Origin of the sequence: Micromonospora sp. NPDC049523 (genome assembly GCF_040676775.1) — a bacterium.
In the GTDB taxonomy this organism is placed as follows: Bacteria; Actinomycetota; Actinomycetes; order Mycobacteriales; family Micromonosporaceae; genus Micromonospora_G.
The window spans coordinates 117,444-137,290 of record NZ_JBFAPP010000005.1; the positions used below are offsets into that span (position 1 = coordinate 117,444).

At 70.3% G+C, this 19,847-nt stretch carries 18 protein-coding genes and 1 tRNA gene; 14 read left to right on the forward strand and 5 right to left on the reverse strand.

Annotated elements, in window-relative coordinates; all coding sequences use genetic code 11:
* The first annotated feature begins 50 nt into the window (after positions 1–50).
* Positions 51–365 (forward strand): hypothetical protein, encoded by a 315-nt coding sequence (locus AB0J90_RS09270; protein WP_363593855.1) that lies wholly within the window; start codon positions 51–53, stop codon positions 363–365.
* Between the two features lie 175 nt (positions 366–540).
* On the forward strand, positions 541–1,032 hold the full coding sequence (locus AB0J90_RS09275; protein WP_363593857.1) for a hypothetical protein: 492 nt from the start codon (positions 541–543) through the stop codon (positions 1,030–1,032).
* A 116-nt stretch (positions 1,033–1,148) separates the two neighbouring features.
* Here the strand turns inward: AB0J90_RS09275 and AB0J90_RS09280 are convergent, their stop codons facing one another.
* On the reverse strand, positions 1,149–2,111 hold the full coding sequence (locus AB0J90_RS09280; protein ID WP_363594360.1) for an ATP-binding cassette domain-containing protein: 963 nt from the start codon (positions 2,109–2,111) through the stop codon (positions 1,149–1,151).
* A 110-nt stretch (positions 2,112–2,221) separates the two neighbouring features.
* Here AB0J90_RS09280 and AB0J90_RS09285 point away from each other — a divergent pair, with 110 nt between their 5' ends.
* From AB0J90_RS09285 to AB0J90_RS09300, 4 genes are all read left to right on the forward strand, one after another.
* Entirely contained in the window at positions 2,222–2,911 is a 690-nt protein-coding gene (locus tag AB0J90_RS09285; protein ID WP_363593859.1) for an ABC transporter permease, read from the forward strand.
* On the forward strand, positions 2,908–3,630 hold the full coding sequence (locus AB0J90_RS09290) for an ABC transporter permease (protein WP_363593861.1): 723 nt from the start codon (positions 2,908–2,910) through the stop codon (positions 3,628–3,630). Before AB0J90_RS09285 ends, AB0J90_RS09290 begins: the two co-directional genes overlap by 4 nt.
* A gap of 311 nt (positions 3,631–3,941) precedes the next feature.
* Positions 3,942–4,946, forward strand: coding sequence for a glycine betaine ABC transporter substrate-binding protein (locus AB0J90_RS09295; RefSeq protein WP_363593863.1), 1,005 nt, complete (start codon positions 3,942–3,944; stop codon positions 4,944–4,946).
* 131 nt (positions 4,947–5,077) lie between these two features.
* A complete protein-coding gene (locus AB0J90_RS09300) occupies positions 5,078–7,138 on the forward strand; it encodes a hypothetical protein (RefSeq protein WP_363593865.1) in 2,061 nt (686 codons plus the stop codon).
* A 6-nt stretch (positions 7,139–7,144) separates the two neighbouring features.
* Here the strand turns inward: AB0J90_RS09300 and AB0J90_RS09305 are convergent, their stop codons facing one another.
* The 3 genes from AB0J90_RS09305 to AB0J90_RS09315 form a co-directional block, all read right to left on the reverse strand.
* Positions 7,145–8,308 (reverse strand): NADH-quinone oxidoreductase subunit D, encoded by a 1,164-nt coding sequence (locus AB0J90_RS09305; protein ID WP_363593867.1) that lies wholly within the window; start codon positions 8,306–8,308, stop codon positions 7,145–7,147.
* Positions 8,309–8,402: 94 nt separating this feature from the next.
* Positions 8,403–9,197 carry a class I SAM-dependent methyltransferase gene (locus tag AB0J90_RS09310; protein WP_363593869.1) on the reverse strand — a complete coding sequence of 265 codons (795 nt, stop codon included), beginning with the start codon at positions 9,195–9,197 and terminating at the stop codon, positions 8,403–8,405.
* Positions 9,198–9,258: 61 nt separating this feature from the next.
* Entirely contained in the window at positions 9,259–9,825 is a 567-nt protein-coding gene (locus AB0J90_RS09315; RefSeq protein WP_363593871.1) for a TetR family transcriptional regulator, read from the reverse strand.
* Positions 9,826–9,959: 134 nt separating this feature from the next.
* On the opposite strand from AB0J90_RS09315, the gene AB0J90_RS09320 reads away from it, so the two are divergent.
* The 6 genes from AB0J90_RS09320 to AB0J90_RS09345 all read left to right on the forward strand — a co-directional run bounded on the left by AB0J90_RS09320 (position 9,960) and on the right by AB0J90_RS09345 (position 15,183).
* Positions 9,960–10,823 carry an SDR family NAD(P)-dependent oxidoreductase gene (locus tag AB0J90_RS09320; protein WP_363593873.1) on the forward strand — a complete coding sequence of 288 codons (864 nt, stop codon included), beginning with the start codon at positions 9,960–9,962 and terminating at the stop codon, positions 10,821–10,823.
* Positions 10,824–11,006: 183 nt separating this feature from the next.
* Complete coding sequence (locus AB0J90_RS09325) at positions 11,007–11,747, forward strand: YoaK family protein (protein WP_363593875.1); 741 nt, start codon at positions 11,007–11,009, stop codon at positions 11,745–11,747.
* Positions 11,748–12,021: 274 nt separating this feature from the next.
* On the forward strand, positions 12,022–12,906 hold the full coding sequence (locus tag AB0J90_RS09330; protein ID WP_363593877.1) for an efflux RND transporter periplasmic adaptor subunit: 885 nt from the start codon (positions 12,022–12,024) through the stop codon (positions 12,904–12,906).
* On the forward strand, positions 12,903–13,661 hold the full coding sequence (locus AB0J90_RS09335) for an ABC transporter ATP-binding protein (protein WP_363593879.1): 759 nt from the start codon (positions 12,903–12,905) through the stop codon (positions 13,659–13,661). The genes AB0J90_RS09330 and AB0J90_RS09335 overlap by 4 nt, the downstream gene beginning before the upstream one ends.
* Entirely contained in the window at positions 13,658–14,977 is a 1,320-nt protein-coding gene (locus AB0J90_RS09340; RefSeq protein WP_363593881.1) for an ABC transporter permease, read from the forward strand. The genes AB0J90_RS09335 and AB0J90_RS09340 overlap by 4 nt, the downstream gene beginning before the upstream one ends.
* A 130-nt stretch (positions 14,978–15,107) precedes the next feature.
* Positions 15,108–15,183: transfer RNA gene (locus AB0J90_RS09345), tRNA-Lys, on the forward strand.
* A 44-nt stretch (positions 15,184–15,227) separates the two neighbouring features.
* On the opposite strand, the gene AB0J90_RS09350 is transcribed toward AB0J90_RS09345, so the two are convergent.
* Positions 15,228–18,032 carry an AAA family ATPase gene (locus AB0J90_RS09350; RefSeq protein WP_363593883.1) on the reverse strand — a complete coding sequence of 935 codons (2,805 nt, stop codon included), beginning with the start codon at positions 18,030–18,032 and terminating at the stop codon, positions 15,228–15,230.
* Positions 18,033–18,410: 378 nt separating this feature from the next.
* Between AB0J90_RS09350 and AB0J90_RS09355 the strand changes: the two genes are divergently transcribed.
* Both AB0J90_RS09355 and AB0J90_RS09360 read left to right on the forward strand, forming a co-directional pair.
* A complete protein-coding gene (locus AB0J90_RS09355; protein ID WP_363593885.1) occupies positions 18,411–18,965 on the forward strand; it encodes an SRPBCC family protein in 555 nt (184 codons plus the stop codon).
* Positions 18,966–19,119: 154 nt separating this feature from the next.
* Positions 19,120–19,839, forward strand: coding sequence for an SDR family NAD(P)-dependent oxidoreductase (locus AB0J90_RS09360; protein WP_363593887.1), 720 nt, complete (start codon positions 19,120–19,122; stop codon positions 19,837–19,839).
* Positions 19,840–19,847 lie beyond the last annotated feature (8 nt).

Genomic DNA, 19,847 nt, shown 5'->3' on the forward strand with positions numbered 1-19,847 from the left:
CCTTGGGACTCCCGGTGCCGCCCGGACCGGTGCGGGTTAGGCTCGGCGCTATGACCGAATCGTCAGGTGGTGGCCGGGCCGGATCCGACTTCGCGCAGCTCGATGCGTTGTCCACTGAGGAGCTGCGGGAGCGGGCGTTCGCCCGGGCCCGGGAGCGGCTCGATGTCGGCTTCTTCTGGTCGGTGCTGCGCCACCTTCCGAACGCGGACGAGGCCACCGTGCTGGACGGCTCGCCCAACTCGGTCGGCCCGACGGTGGACGAGGCGGTCGCGCTCTGGCGCCAGCTCACCGGCCACGGGTACGCGGAGCCCGACACCGAACCGCTGCTGCGGGCCGCCTTCATCGACTACCTGTTGAAGCACTGAACCGGTAAGCCCGATCGCCAATCGCGGCACCTATCGAATGTCCACTCTTTCGGATATTTGCTTGTTCTGCGGTGATGTTCGGCTATAACCCGTTGATACCTATCATCGGGCTGGGCACCAACGGGTGAGCAAGTCTCAGGTTTGTCCGCCGGAGCGCGCTGGGAATTAACGCGCCATGGCTCTCACCAATCGATACAAGACCGCAACGGGTGCGGGCACCTTGGCCGCACTCATCCTGGTCCTCGTCTTCGGCAGCCCCTGGTATGTCGACTGGGCCCAGGACAACACCGATCCGAACACGGCGGGCGGCTGGTTCCTCCGGCTGCTCGCCTGGCCGGCCTGGCGGTTCGACTCCGACGACTCGGTGCAGAACATCATCGCCGCCGACCTCAAGGCGATCCTGGTCGTCGTACTCACCGCGCTCTTCCTCTATCTGCTACCCGGCTCACAGCTCGCCCGAGCCCGGGGCACACTCAGCCAGCTCTTCGCCGGCTGGGCGTCGTACGTCTTCGCCGGTGCCTTCGCGGCACTGCTCACCACCCTGATCCAGGCCAACCCGACCCTGCTCGGCGCGTTCCGCGCGGCGGGCGACGGCGCCGGCTACGGCCTCTTCGTCGGCTGGATCATCGGCCTGGCCACCCTCGGCAGCTGGCGCGGCCGCCGCTGATGCCGCGTCCCGCGCCGCGCCGGGGTCCACGCAGATGCAGAGAAAGAGTGGGAATTCCGTCGGGAATTGCCACTCTTTCTCTACATGAGGCCCCCCGCTCGCAGCGGTGGGGTGGGTCAGGCGACGGGGTCGGCGGGGTAGTCGATGCTCAGGATGCGGTGGCGGGTGAGGAGTCCGACCGGCTTGCCGGCCTCGGTCACCTGTGCCTCGTCGGCGTTGGTGATGAGCAGGGTGGCGAGCGCGTCGTAGAGCGACGAGCCCAACTCCAACCGGGGCAGCGAGTTGTCGGACGGCTCTTCCGGCAGCGGTTTGAGCAGGTCGCGGGTGATCGGGGTGACGGCCAGACGGCGGATGCCCCGGTCGGCGCCGACGAACTCCCGGACGAACGGCGAGGCCGGCTCGCCGAGCAGGGTGGCCGGCTCGTCGTACTGCTCCAGCCGCCCGCCCTGGGAGAGCACGGCGATCCGGTCACCGAGCCGGACCGCCTCGTCCAGGTCGTGGGTGACCAGCACGATCGTCTTGTGCACCTCCGCCTGCAACCGGAGGAACTCCTCCTGGAGGCGGGCGCGGGCGATCGGGTCCACCGCCGAGAACGGCTCGTCCATCAGCAGCACCACCGGGTCCGCGGCCAGCGCCCGGGCCACCCCGACCCGCTGCCGCTGCCCGCCGGAGAGTTCGTGCGGGTAACGCCGGCCGAACTTGCTCGGATCGAGGCCGACCAGGTCGAGCAGTTCGTCCGAGCGACTCCGGATGCGGGCCCGGGACCAGCCGAGCAGGCGCGGTACGGTGCCGACGTTGGCCTGGACGGTCTGGTGTGGAAAGAGCCCGACGTTCTGGATCACGTACCCGATCCGGCGGCGCAGCTCGACCGGGTCGACCCGGGTGACGTCCTCGTCGTCGAGCAGGATCCGCCCGCCGGACGGCTCGATCAGCCGGTTGATCATGCGCAGGACGGTGGACTTGCCGCAGCCGGACGGCCCGATCAGCACCACCAGTTCGCCGGCCGGCACCGACAGGTCGAGTTCGTTGACCGCGACGGTCCCGTCCGGGTACTGCTTGCGGACCCCGTCCAGCCGGATCGACGCCGCGCTCGGCGCGCCAGTGCTCGACGCGCCAGCCTTACGCGTGGCGGCGTCCGGTGCGCTGCGGTGCGATTCCACGGAATCGTCCTCCGGGGTAGCGTTCACCTATGTCCTTCCACCTGGCCTACCGGGAAGCCCCGGGCAATCCGTGGTTCTCCTGGCAGTACGTGCGGGACAACTCTGACACCATTCTTGCCGCACTGCGAGAACACGCGAGCCTGACCGGGCAGGCGGTGTTACTCGCCGCGCTGGTAGCAATACCGCTTGCGGTCGCTGCGTACTGGTTCCGTGCTCTCGCCGGCCCGATTCTCGCACTATCCGGGATTCTCTACACGGTCCCCTCACTCGCGTTGTTCGCCTTCCTCGCGCCGGTGCTCGGCATCGGCACCACGACCGTTCTGGTCGGCCTGGTCCTCTACGCATTGCTGCTGATCATCAGAAACACGCTGGCCGGGCTCAACCAGGTGCCGGCCGAGGTACGCGACGCCGCCGAGGGAATGGGGTACGGCCGGCTGGGTCGGCTGCTCCGGATCGACCTGCCCCTGGCCCTGCCCGGCATCCTCACCGGCGTACGGCTGGCCACCGTCTCCACCGTGGCGCTCGTCACGGTCGGGGTGCTGGTCGGGCACGGCGGGCTCGGTCAGCTCATCCTCGGCGGCTTCCGGAACAACTTCTTCAAGGCCGAGATCCTCACCGGCACCGTGCTCTGCGTGGTCCTGGCCCTGGTGCTCGACCTGATCCTCGCCGGCATCGGCCGGCTGCTGACACCGTGGATCGTCCGGGGGAGGGCCCGATGAACGCGCTCGAACAGGCCGTGACCTGGCTCAACGACCCACTGAACTGGACCAATCCGGGCGGCATCCTGGACCGGCTGGGCGAGCACCTCACCATCTCCGCTGCCGCGGTCGCGCTCGGCTGCCTGGTCGCCTGGCCGATCGGGCTCTGGCTCGGCCACATCGGCCGGGGCGGCGGCTTCGTCCTGCTGATCTCGAACGTGACGCTGGCCATCCCGACCATCGCGCTGCTGACCATCCTGCCGCTGACCGCCCTGGGCTTCGGCCAGCGCCCGGTGATCGTGGCGCTGGCGGTCTTCGCGGTACCGCCGCTGCTCGCGAACGCGTACACGGGAGTACGGGAGGTCGATCCGGAGACGCGGGACGCCGCCCGGGGGATGGGACTGTCCGGGGGACAACTGCTGCGGCGGGTGGAACTGCCGCTGTCGGTGCCGTACCTCGCCGCGGGTTTCCGTACCGCGGCGGTGCAGGTGGTCGCCACGGCGGCGCTCGCCTCGTTTGTCAACGGCGGTGGCCTCGGGCAGATCATCAGCGCCGGTTTCGGACTCGGCATCGCCGTCGGCGGGGGCCAGATCCTGGCCGGCGGCCTGCTGGTGGCGCTGCTCGCGGTGCTGGTCGAGGCGATCCTGGCCGTTGTCGAACGGGCGGTCACCCCGCGCCCGCTACGTCGTCGGAGCCGTCGGGCGGACCGCCGCGCGGCCGCCGCCATCGCCGGTTCCTGAGCGAGACCCCGCCGTCTCCCTGGGCGGGGGCCTGTGCGGCGGGTCGCTCGAACGAGCGATCCACGGGTGGCGTTGCTCGCACCTTTCCGGCGAAGTGATACCGGCCACCGCCGGGCGGGAGGCCGGGAGGTGGCGTACCCGTTATCCGGGCCGGCTAACAGTGTGACGATCCGGTGACGACATCGCCCCCGAGTTGTCGGCGGGTGCGCGACGATGTTGGGTGGGAGGTCGCGGGCGATCGCCACGTCAGATCGTCCGTCGGACACGCGGCCGGCCCCCTGGGCCGCGCCGGGACACGGAAGGCGGGCGTCATGCGCGCACGTACACGTCTGGCGGTGGGAGCGGTCGGCGCACTCGCGGCGGCCACGTTCCTTGCCGGATGCGGGGAGTCAGGATCATCGGGGACCGAGGCGCCGCCGAGCGCGGCGGCCGGTGCCGGCTGTGCACCGGTGGCCGGCAAGAAGCTGGTGGTCCTTGAGGACGACAAGAAACTGCAGGACACCGACAACATCATTCCGGCGATCAACGCCAAGGCCGCCAAGCCGGAGCTGATCGCAGCGTTGGACAAGGTCTCGGCCGCGGTCGACACGCCGAAGCTGATCCAGTTGAACAAGGCCGTAGACGTCGACCGGAAGACCCCCAAGGTGGCGGCCGAGGAGTTCGCCTCCGCGAACAACCTCACCAGCGGCATCACCAAGGGTGCCGGTGGGCCGATCACCGTCGGGGTGGCGAACTTCAGCGAGAACCAGACTCTCGGTGAGCTCTACTCGATCGCACTGACCGCAGCCGGATTCCAGGTCAAGGTCCAGACGATCGGCAACCGGGAACTGTACGAGCCGGCGCTGGAGAAGGGTGAGATCCAGGTCGTACCGGAGTACGCCGCCACCCTGGCCACCTTCCTCAACGGCAAGGTGAACCAGGGCAGCACCACCCCGGTCGCCTCCTCCGACCTGAACCAGACGGTCACGAACCTGAAGGGTCTCGGGGAGAAGGTGGGCCTCACCTTCGGTGCCGCCTCCACCGCGCAGGACCAGAACGCCTTCGCGGTGACCCAGGCCTTCGCCGACCAGCACGGGCTCAAGACCCTGTCGGACCTCGCCTCCAAGTGCTCCGGTACGGCCACCATCCTCGGTGGGCCGCCGGAGTGCCCGCAGCGGCCGAAGTGCCAGGCCGGGCTGGTCGAGGTCTACGACTTCAAGGCCGGTTCGTTCAGCTCGCTGGACGCCGGTGGCCCGCAGACCAAGTCCGCGCTGACCAGTGGTGCGATCAGCGTTGGTCTGGTGCTCTCCTCCGATGGTGAACTCGCCGTCGGTTGACCTGTCCGTACACCGCCCGTGGGGGTCGGCGCCGCTGGTCGCGGCGACGGCCCCCGCGTCGCGTACGGGCGTTTCGGTGACGGTGGACGCCCCCTCCCCGGATTCGGCAACTGTGGGTAGGCTCCAGTGCCATGCCCGCCGGGGATGACACCGAGCAGCCGTACCGCCGGCAACTGCTGACCGTGCTGTTCTGGGTCGGTGTCGGGTTGGCCCCGCTAGCTGCACTGATGTTGCTGTTCGGGCAGAGCAACGGGCCGTTGCGGATTGCCGCCGTGCTGGCCGTACTCGCCGTTGTCCTGATTGGACTGTCAATTACGCTCCGTGGTGACGTACAAACCGTACGTTCGGAGCTGGAGGAGAGCCTCCTCGACGAGATCGAGGAACTTCGTGGCGCCCTGCGCAAGGACATCGGCACCGCCGCCCGAGCCACCCATCAGTCCGTCGGTGAGCAGTTGCAGGCGGTGCAGCAGAACGTGGAGGCGCTGCGCCGCCAGCTCGACGCGCGCGCGGAAGCCGTACCCGGTCGGGCCGGTGTGCCGGCGGCCGGAACCGTCCGACCGGGCTCGCCCCCCGCGGCCCCCGTCCCCGCCCCCGGTGCTCCGGTCGAGCCGGACCGCCGTGAGCCGGCCCGCGACGGCACCTACGGCGCCCCGCCGCGCGCTGCCGCCGAACGTGCCGCCAGTGCGCCGTCCCGGGCCGAGCGCGAGGGACGCGCCGGTCCCGCCGGGCGTGACCAGGACTTCGAGCCAGCCGAGTTCGGCCGGGCCGACCACCGCCGAGCCGAGGGCGCGGGCGCGGGCCAGTACGGCACCCCCCAACGCGGCCCCACCCAATACGGCGGCGGCAACCAGTACGCGGGCAGCCAGTACGCGGAGGGGGAGCCCGGGCCGGGTTACGGCGGCGACCGTGGCGGCAGGGGCGCGGCTGCACCGGCCGGTGGTCCCGGGCCGTCGCATCGGCCGCACCTGGCCGGAGGCGTGGTCCGGCACACCGAGACGGTGAAGGTCACCACCCGGCACACCATCGTCGGTCCGTCCGGTGACGACGGCGGGGCGGGCTCCGTCTACGGCGGGAGCGGCTACGGCTCCGGGCCGGCGTATCCGTCGGATCCGGGTTACCCACCCGGCAACGTCTACGGCGGTCGCGGCGACGAGCGTGAGGACGACTGGGTCGAGCCGCCGGCTCCCGGGCGGCGCAGGGCCGGTCCGGAACAGGATTCCTGGTCCGAGCAGTGGCCTCGGGACCGCGGCGACGGCGGGGCACGGCGTGCCGGCCGGTACGACCGCGACGAGCCGGAGGACACCGGGTACGACGGCGACCCGCACTGGTCGGGCCGGTCGGGCGACCGTTGGGCCTCGGTACGCCGTGACGAGCGCGGCAGCGAACTGCGGATGGGCGAACGGCGCTCGGCGGTACGCGCCGACGATTCGGGCACCGAGATGCGGGTGGAGGACCGCTGGGCGAGCATGCGTCGCGACGAGCCCCGACGGGCGGATATCCACCGCGACGAGCCCCAGCGCGAGCAGGCGTGGGGCGAGCGGTCCCGACGGGACGCGGATTCCCGACGGGACGCGGATTCCCGACGGGATACGGATTCCCGGCGGGACGCGGATCCCCGGCGGGAGGATTCCTGGCGCGACGAACCGCAGCGACAGGAATCCTGGCGCGACGAACCGCAGCGACCCGGGTCGTGGCGGGACGAGCCGGGCGTACGCCGCGCAGGTGACGACCGGGCACCGGGCGGGAGCGGGGGCCGCGCGGGCGACGACCGGCCGGCGGGTGGGCGTCGCCGGGCGGACGAGTGGTCCGGCTCCGGTGCGCACGGTGATGCCGGCGCCGACCGGCGGGGACGTGACGACGAGCGGGACGGGGCCCGGTGGGGAGCCGATCCCCGGCGCGACGAGGGACGTCGGGATTCCGGCGCGGTCGGCGCCCAGTGGCCCGGTTCGACCGTCTCGGGCGATGCCCACTGGCCGGACGCGGGGGCGTGGTCGGGCGGTGGGCAGGACCGCTGGGGTGGCGCCCCGGCGCTGCCGGCCGCAGGTGCCGACCCGTCGGCTTCGCGGCGTGCGGGTTGGGACTCGGCGGCGCGCGAGCCGGCCGGTCAGGGCCGCCGCCGCGCCGAGGAGCCGGCGTACGGCTATCCGCCCGACGACGACGTCCCCCGTGCCGGCGGGACCCGTCGGCGCTGAGCGGCACTACTTGTCGATGTCGCCCACCACGAAGAACATCGAACCGAGTACGGCGATCAGGTCCGGCACCAGACAGCCGGGGAGCAGGGTGGCCAGCGCCTGCACGTTCGCGTACGACGCGGTGCGCAGCTTCATCCGCCACGGGGTCTTCTCGCCCTTGGACACCAGGTAGTAGCCGTTGATGCCGAGCGGGTTCTCGGTCCAGGCGTAGGTGTGTCCCTCGGGGGCCTTCACCACCTTGGGCAGTCGGACGTTGACCGGCCCGGTGAGCCGGTCGACCTGGTCCAGGCACTGCTCGGCGAGGTCGAGTGAGACGTACACCTGGTCGAGCAGGACCTCGAACCGGGCGTGACAGTCGCCGGTGGTCCGGGTGACGACGGGCACGTCGAGCGACCCGTACGCCAGGTAGGGCTCGTCCCGGCGCAGGTCCAGGTCGAGGCCGGAGGCACGGGCAACCGGCCCGGAGGCACCGAACGCGGCAGCGTCCGCGGCGGAGAGCACGCCGACCCCGACGGTACGGGCAAGGAAGATCTCGTTGCGCCGGATCAGGTTGTCCAGGTCGGGCATCCGTCGGCGTACCTCGCCGATGGCGGCTCGGGCCCGCCCGGTCCAGCCGGCCGGTACCTCCTCCTTCAGCCCGCCGACCCGGTTGAACATGTAGTGGATCCGGCCGCCGGAGGCCTCCTCCATCACCGCCTGGAGCGTTTCGCGCTCGCGGAACGCGTAGAACATCGGCGTGATCGCACCGATCTCCAGCGGGTACGAGCCGAGGAACATCAGGTGGTTGAGCACCCGGTTCAGCTCGGCCAGGGCGGTACGCAGCCAGACCGCCCGCTCCGGCACCTCGATGCCCATCAGCCGTTCGACCGCCAGCACCACACCCAGCTCGTTGGCGAACGCGGACAGCCAGTCGTGCCGGTTCGCCAGCACGATGATCTGCCGGTAGTCGCGGACCTCGAACAGCTTCTCCGCGCCCCGGTGCATGTACCCGACGATCGGTTCGCAGGCCACTACCCGCTCGCCGTCGAGCACCAGCTTGAGCCGGAGTACGCCGTGCGTAGACGGGTGTTGCGGTCCGATGTTGAGCACCATGTCGGCGGTGTCGAGGCCCGCCCCGGTGCCGACGGTCAGCTCCCGCAAGGCGCCGGTTTCGGTGGTCATACCCGCCATCGTGGCACGCCTCGCCCCCGCCATGGGACTGGCCCGCCCGACTCGTCTGGCAGCCCGACTCGACCGGGCTCCCCGTTGGTTCGAGTGGCGGGGGTCAGGCCTTGCTGCCGAGGAGCATGGTCACCCGGACCTGTTCGGTGAAACGGTCGTCGGGGGACAGGGCGTGGCGGATCTGTTCGGCGAACTGTGCGCGCCGCTGCGGCGGAGGAAGCTGGTCGACCGGCAGGGCCGAGTAGACGCTGCCGACGAGCTGTTCCAGGTCCAGGTCGGCGGCGTACTCGACGTGCTGTTCGCGTACGTCGAAGCCGGTTTTGGTCAGAGCTTGGCGGTAGCGGAGCTGGCTGTCGGGGTCGGTGCCGCAGGCGTAGCCGAGATCCTTGTCCAGCCACGCCTCCAGCCAGCCGCGCAGGGCGCGTGACCAGTCGGTGTGCTGGAGCCACAGTGGAGTCCCGTTGGTCACCACCGCCACCCCGCCACCGGTACGTAGCAGCGGGAACAGGGCGGGAAACAGTTCGTCGGGTCGCATCCAGTGCAGCGCCTGGCCGATGGTCACCGCGCCCACGGTGCCCGCGCCCAGCAGGCCTCCCAACGCGGGCAGGTCGGCGTCGGTCCCGATCATCCAGGTCGCGTTGGTGACGCCCCGCTCGGCGGCGGCGGATCGGGCTCGGGTCAGCATGTCCGGTTCCGGGTCGACACCGACCACGGCGCGTACCCGCTGGGCGATCGGGGTGGCCAGTTGCCCGGTGCCGCAGCCGAGGTCGACCACGATGTCGTCGCGGGTCAGTGCGAAGGCCGCCACCAGGGCGTCGATCACCGCCGTCGGATAGCCGCGACGGTACCGGTGGTAGTAGTCGACGACGTCGCCGCGAAAGCCGAGCCCCTGCGCCATCGCCACAGCCTGGCAGCCGGGTCGCGGATCAGGACAGCGATTCTGCTCAGGGCAGGCGTGGTTACGGGGCCAGCAGGGCCGCGACCGCGTCGGTGACGATCTTCCGGCGGTGGGCTCGCGAGTGCCGGTCGAGCAGGGTGGCGAACTCGGGCGTGACGGCAGTCCAGAGGGCGGCCTGGTGGACCACGAGGGCGAGCAGGTCGACGGCGGTGTAGCGGGTGGTGAGCAGTCCGGCCCGCTGCGCCCGCTCGATCTCGTCGATCTTGTGCTTGTTGCTGGTCATGATCGATTCGAGGGGTGCCTGGGAGCCGGCCCGTTCCAGTCGATACCAGGTGGCCAGCCGGGTCACCTCGGGGTGTGCCTCGTAGCCGTCGAAGAGTCGACCGGCGTAGCCGGGCAGGTCCGTGACGTCGATCGGCACCTCGCGCACGGTGTTGGCGACGAGGGCGTTGAAGACCGCGTCGAACAGCCCGTCCTTGTTGCCGAAGTAGTGGTAGATCTGCGCCTTGTTGGACCGGGCCTCGGCCGCGATCCGGTCCACCCGCGCACCGGCGATGCCGTACGCGGCGAACTCCTTCGTGGCCGCGTCGAGCAGGCGCTGTCTGGTTGCCTGCGCATCCCCCACCATGGTCCGCAGCTTAGCTCACTAACCATCTAGTTGACGCTCCGGGCGGCCCGTGCTTCACTTCAACTAACCAGTCAGTCGCTAGCGCTGGATTGGACGGCCGCTAGCCACGACACCTTCATGAGGGGTAACAAACCATGCCAAAAGTCTTTCTGGTGACGGGCAGTGCACGCGGGCTCGGCCGGCACATCGCGGAAGCCGTACTCGGCGCGGGGCACCAACTGGTCGCCACCGCCCGTACGCCGGAACAACTCGCCGACCTGGTCGACCGGTACGGCGACCGGATCCGCCCGGTGGCGCTCGACGTCACCGACGCCGCCGGTGCCGAGGCTGCCGTACGGACCGCCGTCGACGCGTTCGGCCGACTCGACGTGGTGGTGAACAACGCCGGTTACGCCAACCTCGCCTCGACCGAGGACATCACCGCCGACGACTTCCGCGCCCAGGTCGACACCAACCTGTTCGGCGTGGTCAACGTGAGCAAGGCCGCGCTACCCGTACTGCGGGCACAGGGGTCCGGGCACATCATCCAGGTCTCCTCGGTCGGCGGGCGGGTGGCCACCGCCGGGCTGTCCGCGTACCAGGCCGCGAAGTGGGCGGTCGGCGGATTCTCCGAGGTGCTCGCGCAGGAGGTCGCCCCGCTCGGCATCCGGGTCACGGTGCTGGAGCCGGGCGGCATGCGTACGAACTGGGCCGGCTCGTCGATGTCGATCCCGCCGATCAGCGAGCCCTACCGGCAGACCGTCGGGGTCGTCGCGCAGGTGCTACGCGGCGGTAGCGGGAACGCGGCCGGCGATCCCGCCAAGGTTGCCCAGGTGGTGCTCACCGTCGCCGACCTCGACCAGCCCCCGGTACGGCTACTGCTCGGCACCGACGCATCCACCTATGCCGCCCAGGCTGGACGAACCCGCGCCGAAACCGACGCGCAGTGGCGCACCCTCAGCGTCTCGACCGACCACGACGACGTCACCGCCGCCGAACTCGACCCGCTCAACCGTTAACCGGAGTCCTCGACCGTCGTCGGCGGCACGCCCGGCTCGACGGCGTACCCGGGCACCGAGGGCCACCGTACGGTCAGCACCAGGCGAGGGCGGCCGGGGCCACCGATAGGATTCTGGCAAGCGAACGCCGGCCCGACGGGCTGCCCGATGCCGGTCCGCTCGGCTCGAACGGGGGCGGCTGCGATGGTGCGTACCGCCAGCGGCCCCGACCCCGCGGACGCCGGCACCGCGCGGTCACGCCCCGCCCCGGTGGTTGCCGTTGTCCTGCTCTCCCTGGCCGCCGGTGCCACCGACGCGATCAGCCTGCTGCACCTCGGTGGGATCTTCTCCAGCGTCGTCACCGGCAACATCGTGGTGCTCGGCGCCGCCGCGGCCGGGGTGGAACTGCCGACCCTGGTACGCGTGCTCGTCGCGGTCGGCCTCTACGGAGTCGGCGTCTTCGTCGGAGCACGACTGGCGGCGCTGCCCCGGTACGCGGCGTCACCGGGTCTGCGATGGCATCCCCGGGCGGCGCTCGGGTGCCTGGCGGTCGAGGTGGTACTGCTCGCCGCGTTCTGGGCCGGTTGGCTCGCTGCCGGCGGGGCGCCGACGGGAGACGTACAGGTTCCGCTGATCGCGCTCGCCGGGCTGGCGATGGGCTTGCAGGCGGTGGCCGTACGGGCGCTCGGGCGGGCCGAACTGTCCACCACGTACCTGACGGGCTCGTTGACCCGGATCATCGCCTCGATCGGTACGCCCGGATGGCGGCGGCGATTCGACGGGGTGCAGGCGTGGGCCCTGGGCGGAGTTCTGATCGGTGCCGGAATTGCGGCGGTGGTGGTGCGGTACCTGCCCTGGGCGGGCCCGTTGCCGGCAGTGCTGTGCACCGTTACCGCTGGTGTAGTCGTCCTGCGAATGCGTTCGAGAGTCGTGTATTTCCTATGAAGACCGGCGTCGCCGGGCATCGGGGGACCATCTTCGACGGTATTCTCTGCCGAGTTTCGATGGCCGCCGGGTTAGTCGCGTGTCAGCCGCAACGGGCCGCCATCGCCATGCGTCTTTCAGATGTACGCCTGAAGCAATCGAGTTAGGGGAACCGGTGCGAAGGCAATTGCTACTCCGTTCGTGCGTCCTCGCCCTGGTGGTGGGCGCCGCTGCCGGGTGCAGTGAATCGGGCGCGGCGACGGAAACCCCGGGGCTCGAATCCAGGGGCACGACGATGACCACCGTGCAGCCCACCCGCCAGGACCTGGCCAACAAGGTCAGCCTCACCGGCAAGGTCACCATCAACCCGGTGTTCGGGCTGGTGGCGCCGGTCAAGGGGCAGGTTCGCTACCTCGACGTGAAGACGCCGACGAGCACCCCGACGAAACCGACCAGGGTGGCCAGTGTCTGGGTGTCCGGCAAGGCGACCCGGATCGAGGTGCCGGCCGGGGCGGTGTTCGCCGGTCGGCTGGTGGACGACCGTTCCAACGTGACCGTCGGTATGCCTATCGTCTCGGCGAAGATGATCGGTTACGGGCTGGTCGCCGATCTGGACGGTGCCCAGGCGTACCAGATCGCCGAGGGGCTCGCGACCGTCCAGGCCCAGATCAAGAACGGCCCGGGGCCGTTCCCGTGCAAGGTGCTCGGCACCATCGCCGCCCTGCCCGCCGGCACCATTCCGGACCCGCCGGCCGCACCGCCCGCCGCACCCCAGCCGGGTGCGTCGGCCGCCCCGCCGATCGTCGTACGTCCGGACGAGCAGGGGAAGACCGAGCCGTCGGAGCCGACCGGCCTGCGGGTGGTCTGCACCGCCCCGGCCGACGTGAAGCTGATCAACGGGGCGACCGCGACGCTCGAAGTGGTGACCCAGCGGGCTGCCGGCGTACTGACCCTGCCGGTCGAGGCGGTTGCCGGGGTGCAGGGCAAGGGCAAGGTGGACGTGGTCGGCCCGGACGGCGTACGCCAGACCACCGAGGTGGTGCTGGGGCTCAGCGACGGCAAGGTCGTGGAGATCAAGTCCGGCCTGACCGGTACGGAGACCGTTGCCGTACCCGGCCCGAACCTGCCCGCGGCAAAGCCCGGCGAGGGCGATCCCAACGCGCCGATGGGTGGAAAATGACGGCGCTGCTGGAACTCAACGGCATCACCAAGACCCTCAAGGGACAGCAGGCCCCGCGTACGATCCTCGCCGGTGCCGACCTGACCGTCGACCGTGGCGAGAGTGTCGCCATCCTCGGTCGTTCCGGTTCCGGCAAGAGCACGCTGCTGAGCCTGATCGGCCTGTTCGACCGGCCGGACGGCGGGCAGTACCTGCTCGGCGGCCGGGACATCACCAAGCTGTCCGAGCGGAAGGCGGCGGCGCTGCGCAGCGCCGAGTTCGGCTTCGTGTTCCAGCGGTTCTTCCTGCTCAAACACCTGACCGCGGCGCAGAACGTGGCGATGGCCCTGGTCAACGGCCAAGGTTGGATGTCCCGTCGCAAGCGCAAGGCCAGGACGATGGCGGCACTCGACCAGGTCGGCATCGCCCATCTGGCCAAGCACAAGCCGGCCCGGCTCTCCGGTGGCGAGCAGCAGCGGGTCGCGGTCGCCCGAGCGCTCGTACGCGAACCCCGCCTGCTCCTCGCCGACGAGCCCACCGGTGCGCTGGACACCGAGACCGGCAACCTGGTGATCGAGGTGATGCGTGCGGCCACCGACCGCGGCTGCGGGCTGATCCTGGTCACCCATGACTGGGACCACGCCAACAAGATGCAGCGGGTGCTGCGGCTGAGCGACGGGCTGCTCGAACCGGCCACCGACACCAGGCCGGTCGCGGAGACCGTTGCGACCGCCCAGCCCGTCCCGGTGGCCGACGCCACGGCGGTGTACCGGTGATCCGGCTGTCCGGGCGGTTCCGGTCCGCGCTGATCATCGGCGGTCAGGGCATCCGGGCCCGCAAGACGCGCACCCTGCTCTCGATGGTCAGCCTGTTCCTGGGAGTGCTCGCCGTCGTGGTCGTCCAGGTCGGTGCCGAGACCGCCAAGAGCGCCCGGTTGGCCGACCTCGAACTGCACGCGGGCAAGGACGGCACCCGGCAGATGTACCTCCAGGGCACCGCCGACTCGGTCCGGATCAGCCAGGAGACGCTGAAGGGACGCCCGGACGCGATCGCGGTCACCAGCCTCCAGGCGATCATCGGGGAGCCGAACGTGACACCGATCAATCCCGGTGGGGCCCCGTTCGACCAGCCCGGCGGATACGGCATGAGCTACAACATGAGCTGCGACCAGAGCGGCAACTGTTATCCGGTGCCGATGAACGGCCAGGATCAGGCCCAGGTGCCCGGTGCGGCGATCGAGATGAGCCTGAGCGCGCTGACCGGTGATATCCGGCAGTTCCGGCCGTTCCGGTCGGTCGCCGGTAACTGGCTGGACTTCTCCACCGAGCCGTCGTTGTCCCCCGGGCTCGTGGTCAACCTCGAAGCCGCCAAGGGCTTCAGCCGCAACCGGGTGCCGGCGGAAATGCGGATCAACGGGACCACCGCCAACCCCACCCCACGGATCCTCGGGGTGGTCGACGACGGCAACTCGCAGCCGGTCGCGTACGGCAGGGCCGACGAGCTGGGTTACTGGCTGCCGGCGCCGACCGGCAACATGAACTACGGCCCCGGTTTGCAGATCATGATGGCGCCCACGGCGCTCGACGTGGAACAGCTCCTGCGGGTCCGGCTGATTGCCAGCGGCATCCCCGCCGACCAGTTGCACGCCGAGACGATCCAGGCCCGCAAGGAGATCGCGAAGGAACTGGCGCTGATGCGTTGGATCTTCCTCGGCATGGCCAGCCTGGTCCTGCTCATCGGCGTCGCCGGCATCCTGAACGTCGGGCTCGCCACCGTCGGCGAACGGGTCGAGGAGTTCGCACTCAGACGCGCGGTCGGTACGCCACGTTCGTTGCTGGCCGGCATCGTGCTGGCGGAGACCCTGCTGACCGGCCTGTTCACGGCGGCTGCCGCGATCGGGCTGTCGGCCGCCGCACTGACCGCGATCAGCACCCTCTTCGGTGACCGGGAGCAGTTCCTGGCCGATCTCGTCTTCCCGTGGCAAGCAGGGGTGGCGGGGGTCGTCGCCGGTCTGGTCGCCGGGGTGCTCGGTGGCCTGATCCCGGCGATCCGGGCCGCCCGGATCCCGATCGCCACCGTGATGCGCGCCTGAGCGGAGCACCGCCACTTCCGGGCCCGCCGGCCAGCACGTCGGCGGGCCCGAGCGTCGGATATCCGTACGCGCTGCCCCGGTGGCCAGCCGGGCACGGTGGAGGCGTGATCCGGTAGTCTTGGCCCTCGACGGGCTGCTAGCTCAATTGGCAGAGCAGCGGACTTTTAATCCGCGGGTTCTGGGTTCGAGTCCCAGGCGGCCCACCAGATAACACCAGCTCAGGCGAGGTATACGTGCCGGGTGGCCCGGTTCAGACCTGCTGGTCCTCGTCGGGCGCGGGGGCGTCCTGGTCCACCGAGGTCAGGGCGTCGCGGAGCGCGGCTCTGGAGGTGATGCCGAGCTTCGGGAAGATCTGGTACAGGTGGGCGCCGACGGTCCGGTGGGAGAGGAACAGTCGCTCGCCGATCTGCTTGTTGGTCAATCCGGACCCGGCCAGCTCGGCGATCTCGCGTTCCTGAGGGGTGAGTACGGCGGCGCCCCGCTCCACGTTTCGCGGCCGGGTCATGCCGGTGGCCCGCAGTTCGTTCGCCGCCTCCTCCGACCACGGTCGGGCGCCGAGCCGGTCGAAGGTCTCGAGCGCCGTACGGAGCTGGAGCCGGGCCCGCGCGGTCGCCCGAACCCGCCGCAGGTGCTTGCCGTAGGCCAGTTGCACCCGGGCGAAATCGAACGGCCAACGTTCCGCGTCGGGCAGCGTCAGCGCCGTTTCGAACAGTTGCTCGGCATGGTCGTCGCCTGCGGCGATCGCCGCCGCTCCGGCGCTCAGCAGTGCGAGCCGCGACGACAACGCACCAAGATTCGCCCGCTCGATCGCTTCGACGTGGGCGGCTGCCTCGGCGTACCGGTTGGTGCGGACCGCCGCCTCGACCAGGTCCATGCAGACCCACATGGCGTGCGGCACGTACGGCGCGATCGTTCCCGGTGGGCTGAGCATGACGGCGTTGTTGTACGCGCAGTCGTAGTCGCCCCGGCCGAGGTTGTTGAGGGCCTGTGCGTGGTACGCGAAGAACTCGGCAGTACGCGCACCGCGCGGCGCGGCGAACCGGAGGACGCCGCCGGTGAGCGCGAAACTCGCGTCTCCGTCGCCCCGGGCCGCGGCGAGTAGCGCCTGGATGTAGCGGAAGTACCAGGTGAAGAACCGGTAGCCGTACTCCTCGCACAGTTGGATGCCCTCGTCCGCCAGTTCCGCGGCCTCGGCCCACCGCCCGGTGTGGTAGTCGTCGAAGCAGAGATGCAGCAGTACGCCGAGGTGGCGGCGGGCTGCCCCGACTCCCTCTCGCCCTAGTTGGACCACCCGCCAGTTGGCCTCGCGGCAGTTCGACAGCCGGTCGAGGTAGATCGACGCGGTGCCGATCCGGACGATCCTGGTCGGGTCGGTTTCGTCGCGCAGACCGTCGAGGATCGCGTCGAGCCGGTCGGTCGCGGACTGCCCGGTTCGAGCGGGGTCGGCGAAGGTCCTGGCCGCCACTGCGAGCAGTTCGGGCACCTCCGGGGTCAGCCGGTCGAGGGCGGCGAAGAACGGCTCCCAGGCTTCCGCTGTGCCGGCGAAGAAACACAGCAGCAGGAGGGTGTGCAACGCGTCGACGAGTGCCTTGTCACCCGCGTCGTAGCCGTGGTCACCCGCTTCGATCGCGCCCACCAGCAACCGGTGGGCGGTGCCGATGTCGCCGTCGGTGTTGATCAGCAGGTATACGGCGGCAGCGGCGGCGTGCAACGACTCGCCGCGGGTGGGACTCGCCCGGCGGGCGTCGTCCAGTAGCTGCGACGCGTTGGTCAGCTCGCCGCCCGCGTCGGCACCGATGTACGCGGCCTCGGCGAGCCGGCGGCTCCGGTCTCCGGGATCCGGTGTCAGGTCCGCCGATCGGGTCAACGCGGCAACCGCACCGACGGCGTCGCCCCGTTGCAGAATTCGGTGTGCGGCCCGTTCGAGTAGCAGGGCAACCTGCTCGTCCGGGCCGACGCAGGCCTCGCCGAGGTGCCAAGCGCGGCGCTCCGGCTCCGAACCGAGCGTCCCGGCCAGGGCGGTGTGCGCCCAGCGACGTTTGCTGCTGGTAGACACCTCGACCACCGCCGACGCGATCAACGGGTGACGGAAGCTGAGCCGGCGATTGCTGTCGTGCACATGCACCAGTTGGTCGCGTTCGGCCGCTTCGAGGTCGTCGATCCGGTACGCCCGCCCGGCCGCCGCCAGCAGTACGTCGACTGCACCGGTGCCGTCCAACGCGCCCAGCAACATGAGGTCGCGGCACCGCTCGGGCAGGCTCGACACGCGTGCGGCGAAGAACGTCTGTAGGCGTTGGCTCAGCGGGAGGACCGAGGGGAGGGACGCCACCGCGACACGTTGCGGTCCGCTCAGGGCGGTCGGCAGTTCCAGCAGGGCGAGCGGGTTTCCACGAGCTTCCGTCAGCAGCCGCCGCCGGACCGTCGGTGCCAGCCCGGGAAAACGGTTGGTGATCAACTCGGCCGCGGCGTCCTGGCCCAACGGTTGCAGTTCCAGATCGGGAATGCCACCGCGTTCGAAGAAGCCCCCGGTCTGCGACCGCGACGCGGCCAGGAAGCCGACCCTGCTCCCCACCAGCCGACGCGCGACGAACCCGAGCACCGCGCTGCTCGCCCGGTCGAGCCACGGCAGGTCGTCGACCACGAGCAGCAGCGGTTGGTCGGCGGCCACCAGGCGTACGAGCAGCAGGGCCGCGTTGGAGACGAGCAGTCTGTCCGGCGCCGGTCCGGAGCCGAAGCCGAGCGCGATCCGCAGGGCATCCCGGTGATCGGGTGTGAGTCTCACGAACTCGTCGTACAGCGGGAACAACAACTGGTGCAGGCCGGTGTAGCTGACGTCGGCCTCGAACTCCACCCCGGCCGCCCGGAGGACCCGTACGCCCGCATCCCCGGCTGCCTTTGCCGCCGCCTCGACCAGCGCGGTCTTGCCCACGCCCGGCTCGCCGGAGATCAGCAGCGCCCCACCCTTGACCGCGGCCTCGGTGAAGAAGGCAGCGATGTGCGCGAGTTCGTCCGCACGCCCGACCAGTGCTTGGGCCGGCGGTTCGGGGTGGTGCAACGCGGGACCTCCAAATCGGCGGAACAGTGCCACCGTCCTGCTGCCAGTCTGGCGTCTTCCGCCGGGACGAAGGGCCAGCTTGCCGCAGCTCTCGGACCGATACCGCCGCCCGGTGAAACTCTCCTGCGGTGGCTCCGCGTGGCGGAGGCTAGCCCGTGCCTGGCCGCTGGCGGCCCCACGCGGCCGGCCCAGTGGTGCACTTCACATTTCCCTCGCGCCCGCTGCGATCAGCGTGACCGGATCGATCGACGGTCGCCGGGTCCAGTCATATGACTGGTCACTCCGGGGCCCGGCGTCGGCAGAGTGTGTCTCGGCACGGTGATGCACCTCGCGAGGGTCGGACCGACCTGACAGAACGCGTACGGGATGGAGGAGAAGATGCTGGAAGACCGTGCCGTGGCCGGGGCGTCCGGAACGTGGTCGGACATCCACTGGCCGGCTGGGTTCGCGCCCTCGTACGCGGACTCGTTCCTGCACGACGAGATCATGATCGCCGCCCCGGCGGAGCGGGTTTTCGGGCATCTCGTCGACGTGGCCCGATGGCCCTCCTGGTTTCCCCAGGTTCGGCGGGTACGGCTCACCGGCGGGCTACGTCCGGGTGGCTCGTTCGAGATCGAGATATTCGGGCTGCGACTGGACGGTCTGGTCGGTGAATGGGTGGTCCCCAGCCGGTTCGGCTGGGCGGGCACCTCCGTCGACCTGAGCATCTACCAGGCGTGGCGCCTCCTTCCCGTGCCCTCGGGCACGAGGGTGATCGCCGAGCAGGTGGAGCGCGGACCGACCGCGGTCGCCGCGGGTGACCGCCGGGCGGGACGGATCCGCGACGGTTATCGGGAACTGCTCCTTCGGCTGAAGCGTCTGGCCGAGGAGAGCGAAGCGGGTCGACACGTCGAACCGGGGTGGGCCGCCGGCCCCGACGCTTTCCTTCGGTGATCGCCGCCGGACGCGGCGGCAGGCATCGAATCACATAGAAGTACCTGAATCGCTATTCGAGCCGGGTTTTGGAGTCTCCGGAACCCGGCGGGGTGCCGCACACCCAAAAACAGAGGAGAGAAGCACCGTGAAGATGAGCGGGAACACAATTTTCATGACCGGGGGGACCTCGGGCATCGGGCTCGGGTTGGCGCTCCGGTTCCGCGATCTCGGCAACCGGGTGATCGTGAGTGGTCGTCGTACCGAGCTGCTGGAACGGATCGCCGCCGAGCACGAGGGCATCGACACCGTGCCGCTGGACGTGACGGACCCGGACTCCATCCGGCGGGCGTACGAGTCGGTCACCCGTACGCATCCCGAGGTCAACGTACTGATCAACATCGCCGGGATGATGCTTCCGGAGAACCTGCTCGATCCGGCACACCTGGCGGTCGCGGAGTCGACGGTCGCGACGAACCTGTTGGGGCCGATCCGCACGATCGCCTCGTTCGCGCCGTACCTGGCGACGAAGGAGCAGGCGACGATCATCAACGTCTCGTCTGGGCTGGCGTTCGTGCCGCTGCCGCTCACCCCGACGTACGACGCCACGAAGGCGGGAATCCACTTCTACACCGAGGCGCTGCGGGCACAACTCGCGGACTCCTCGATCCAGGTCATCGAACTGGTGCCCCCGCCGGTACGCACCACGATGATGAATCAGGAGAACAACGAGCAGTCGATGCCGTTGGAGGATTTCCTCTCCGAGACGATGGACCTCCTGCAGGCCGAGCCCGACGCCCGGGAAATCCTCGTCGAGAACGTCAAGTGGTTCCGCTTCGCCGAACGCAACGGCACCTACGACGAGACCTTCGCCCTCGTATCACGCGCCCACTGAGCATTGCC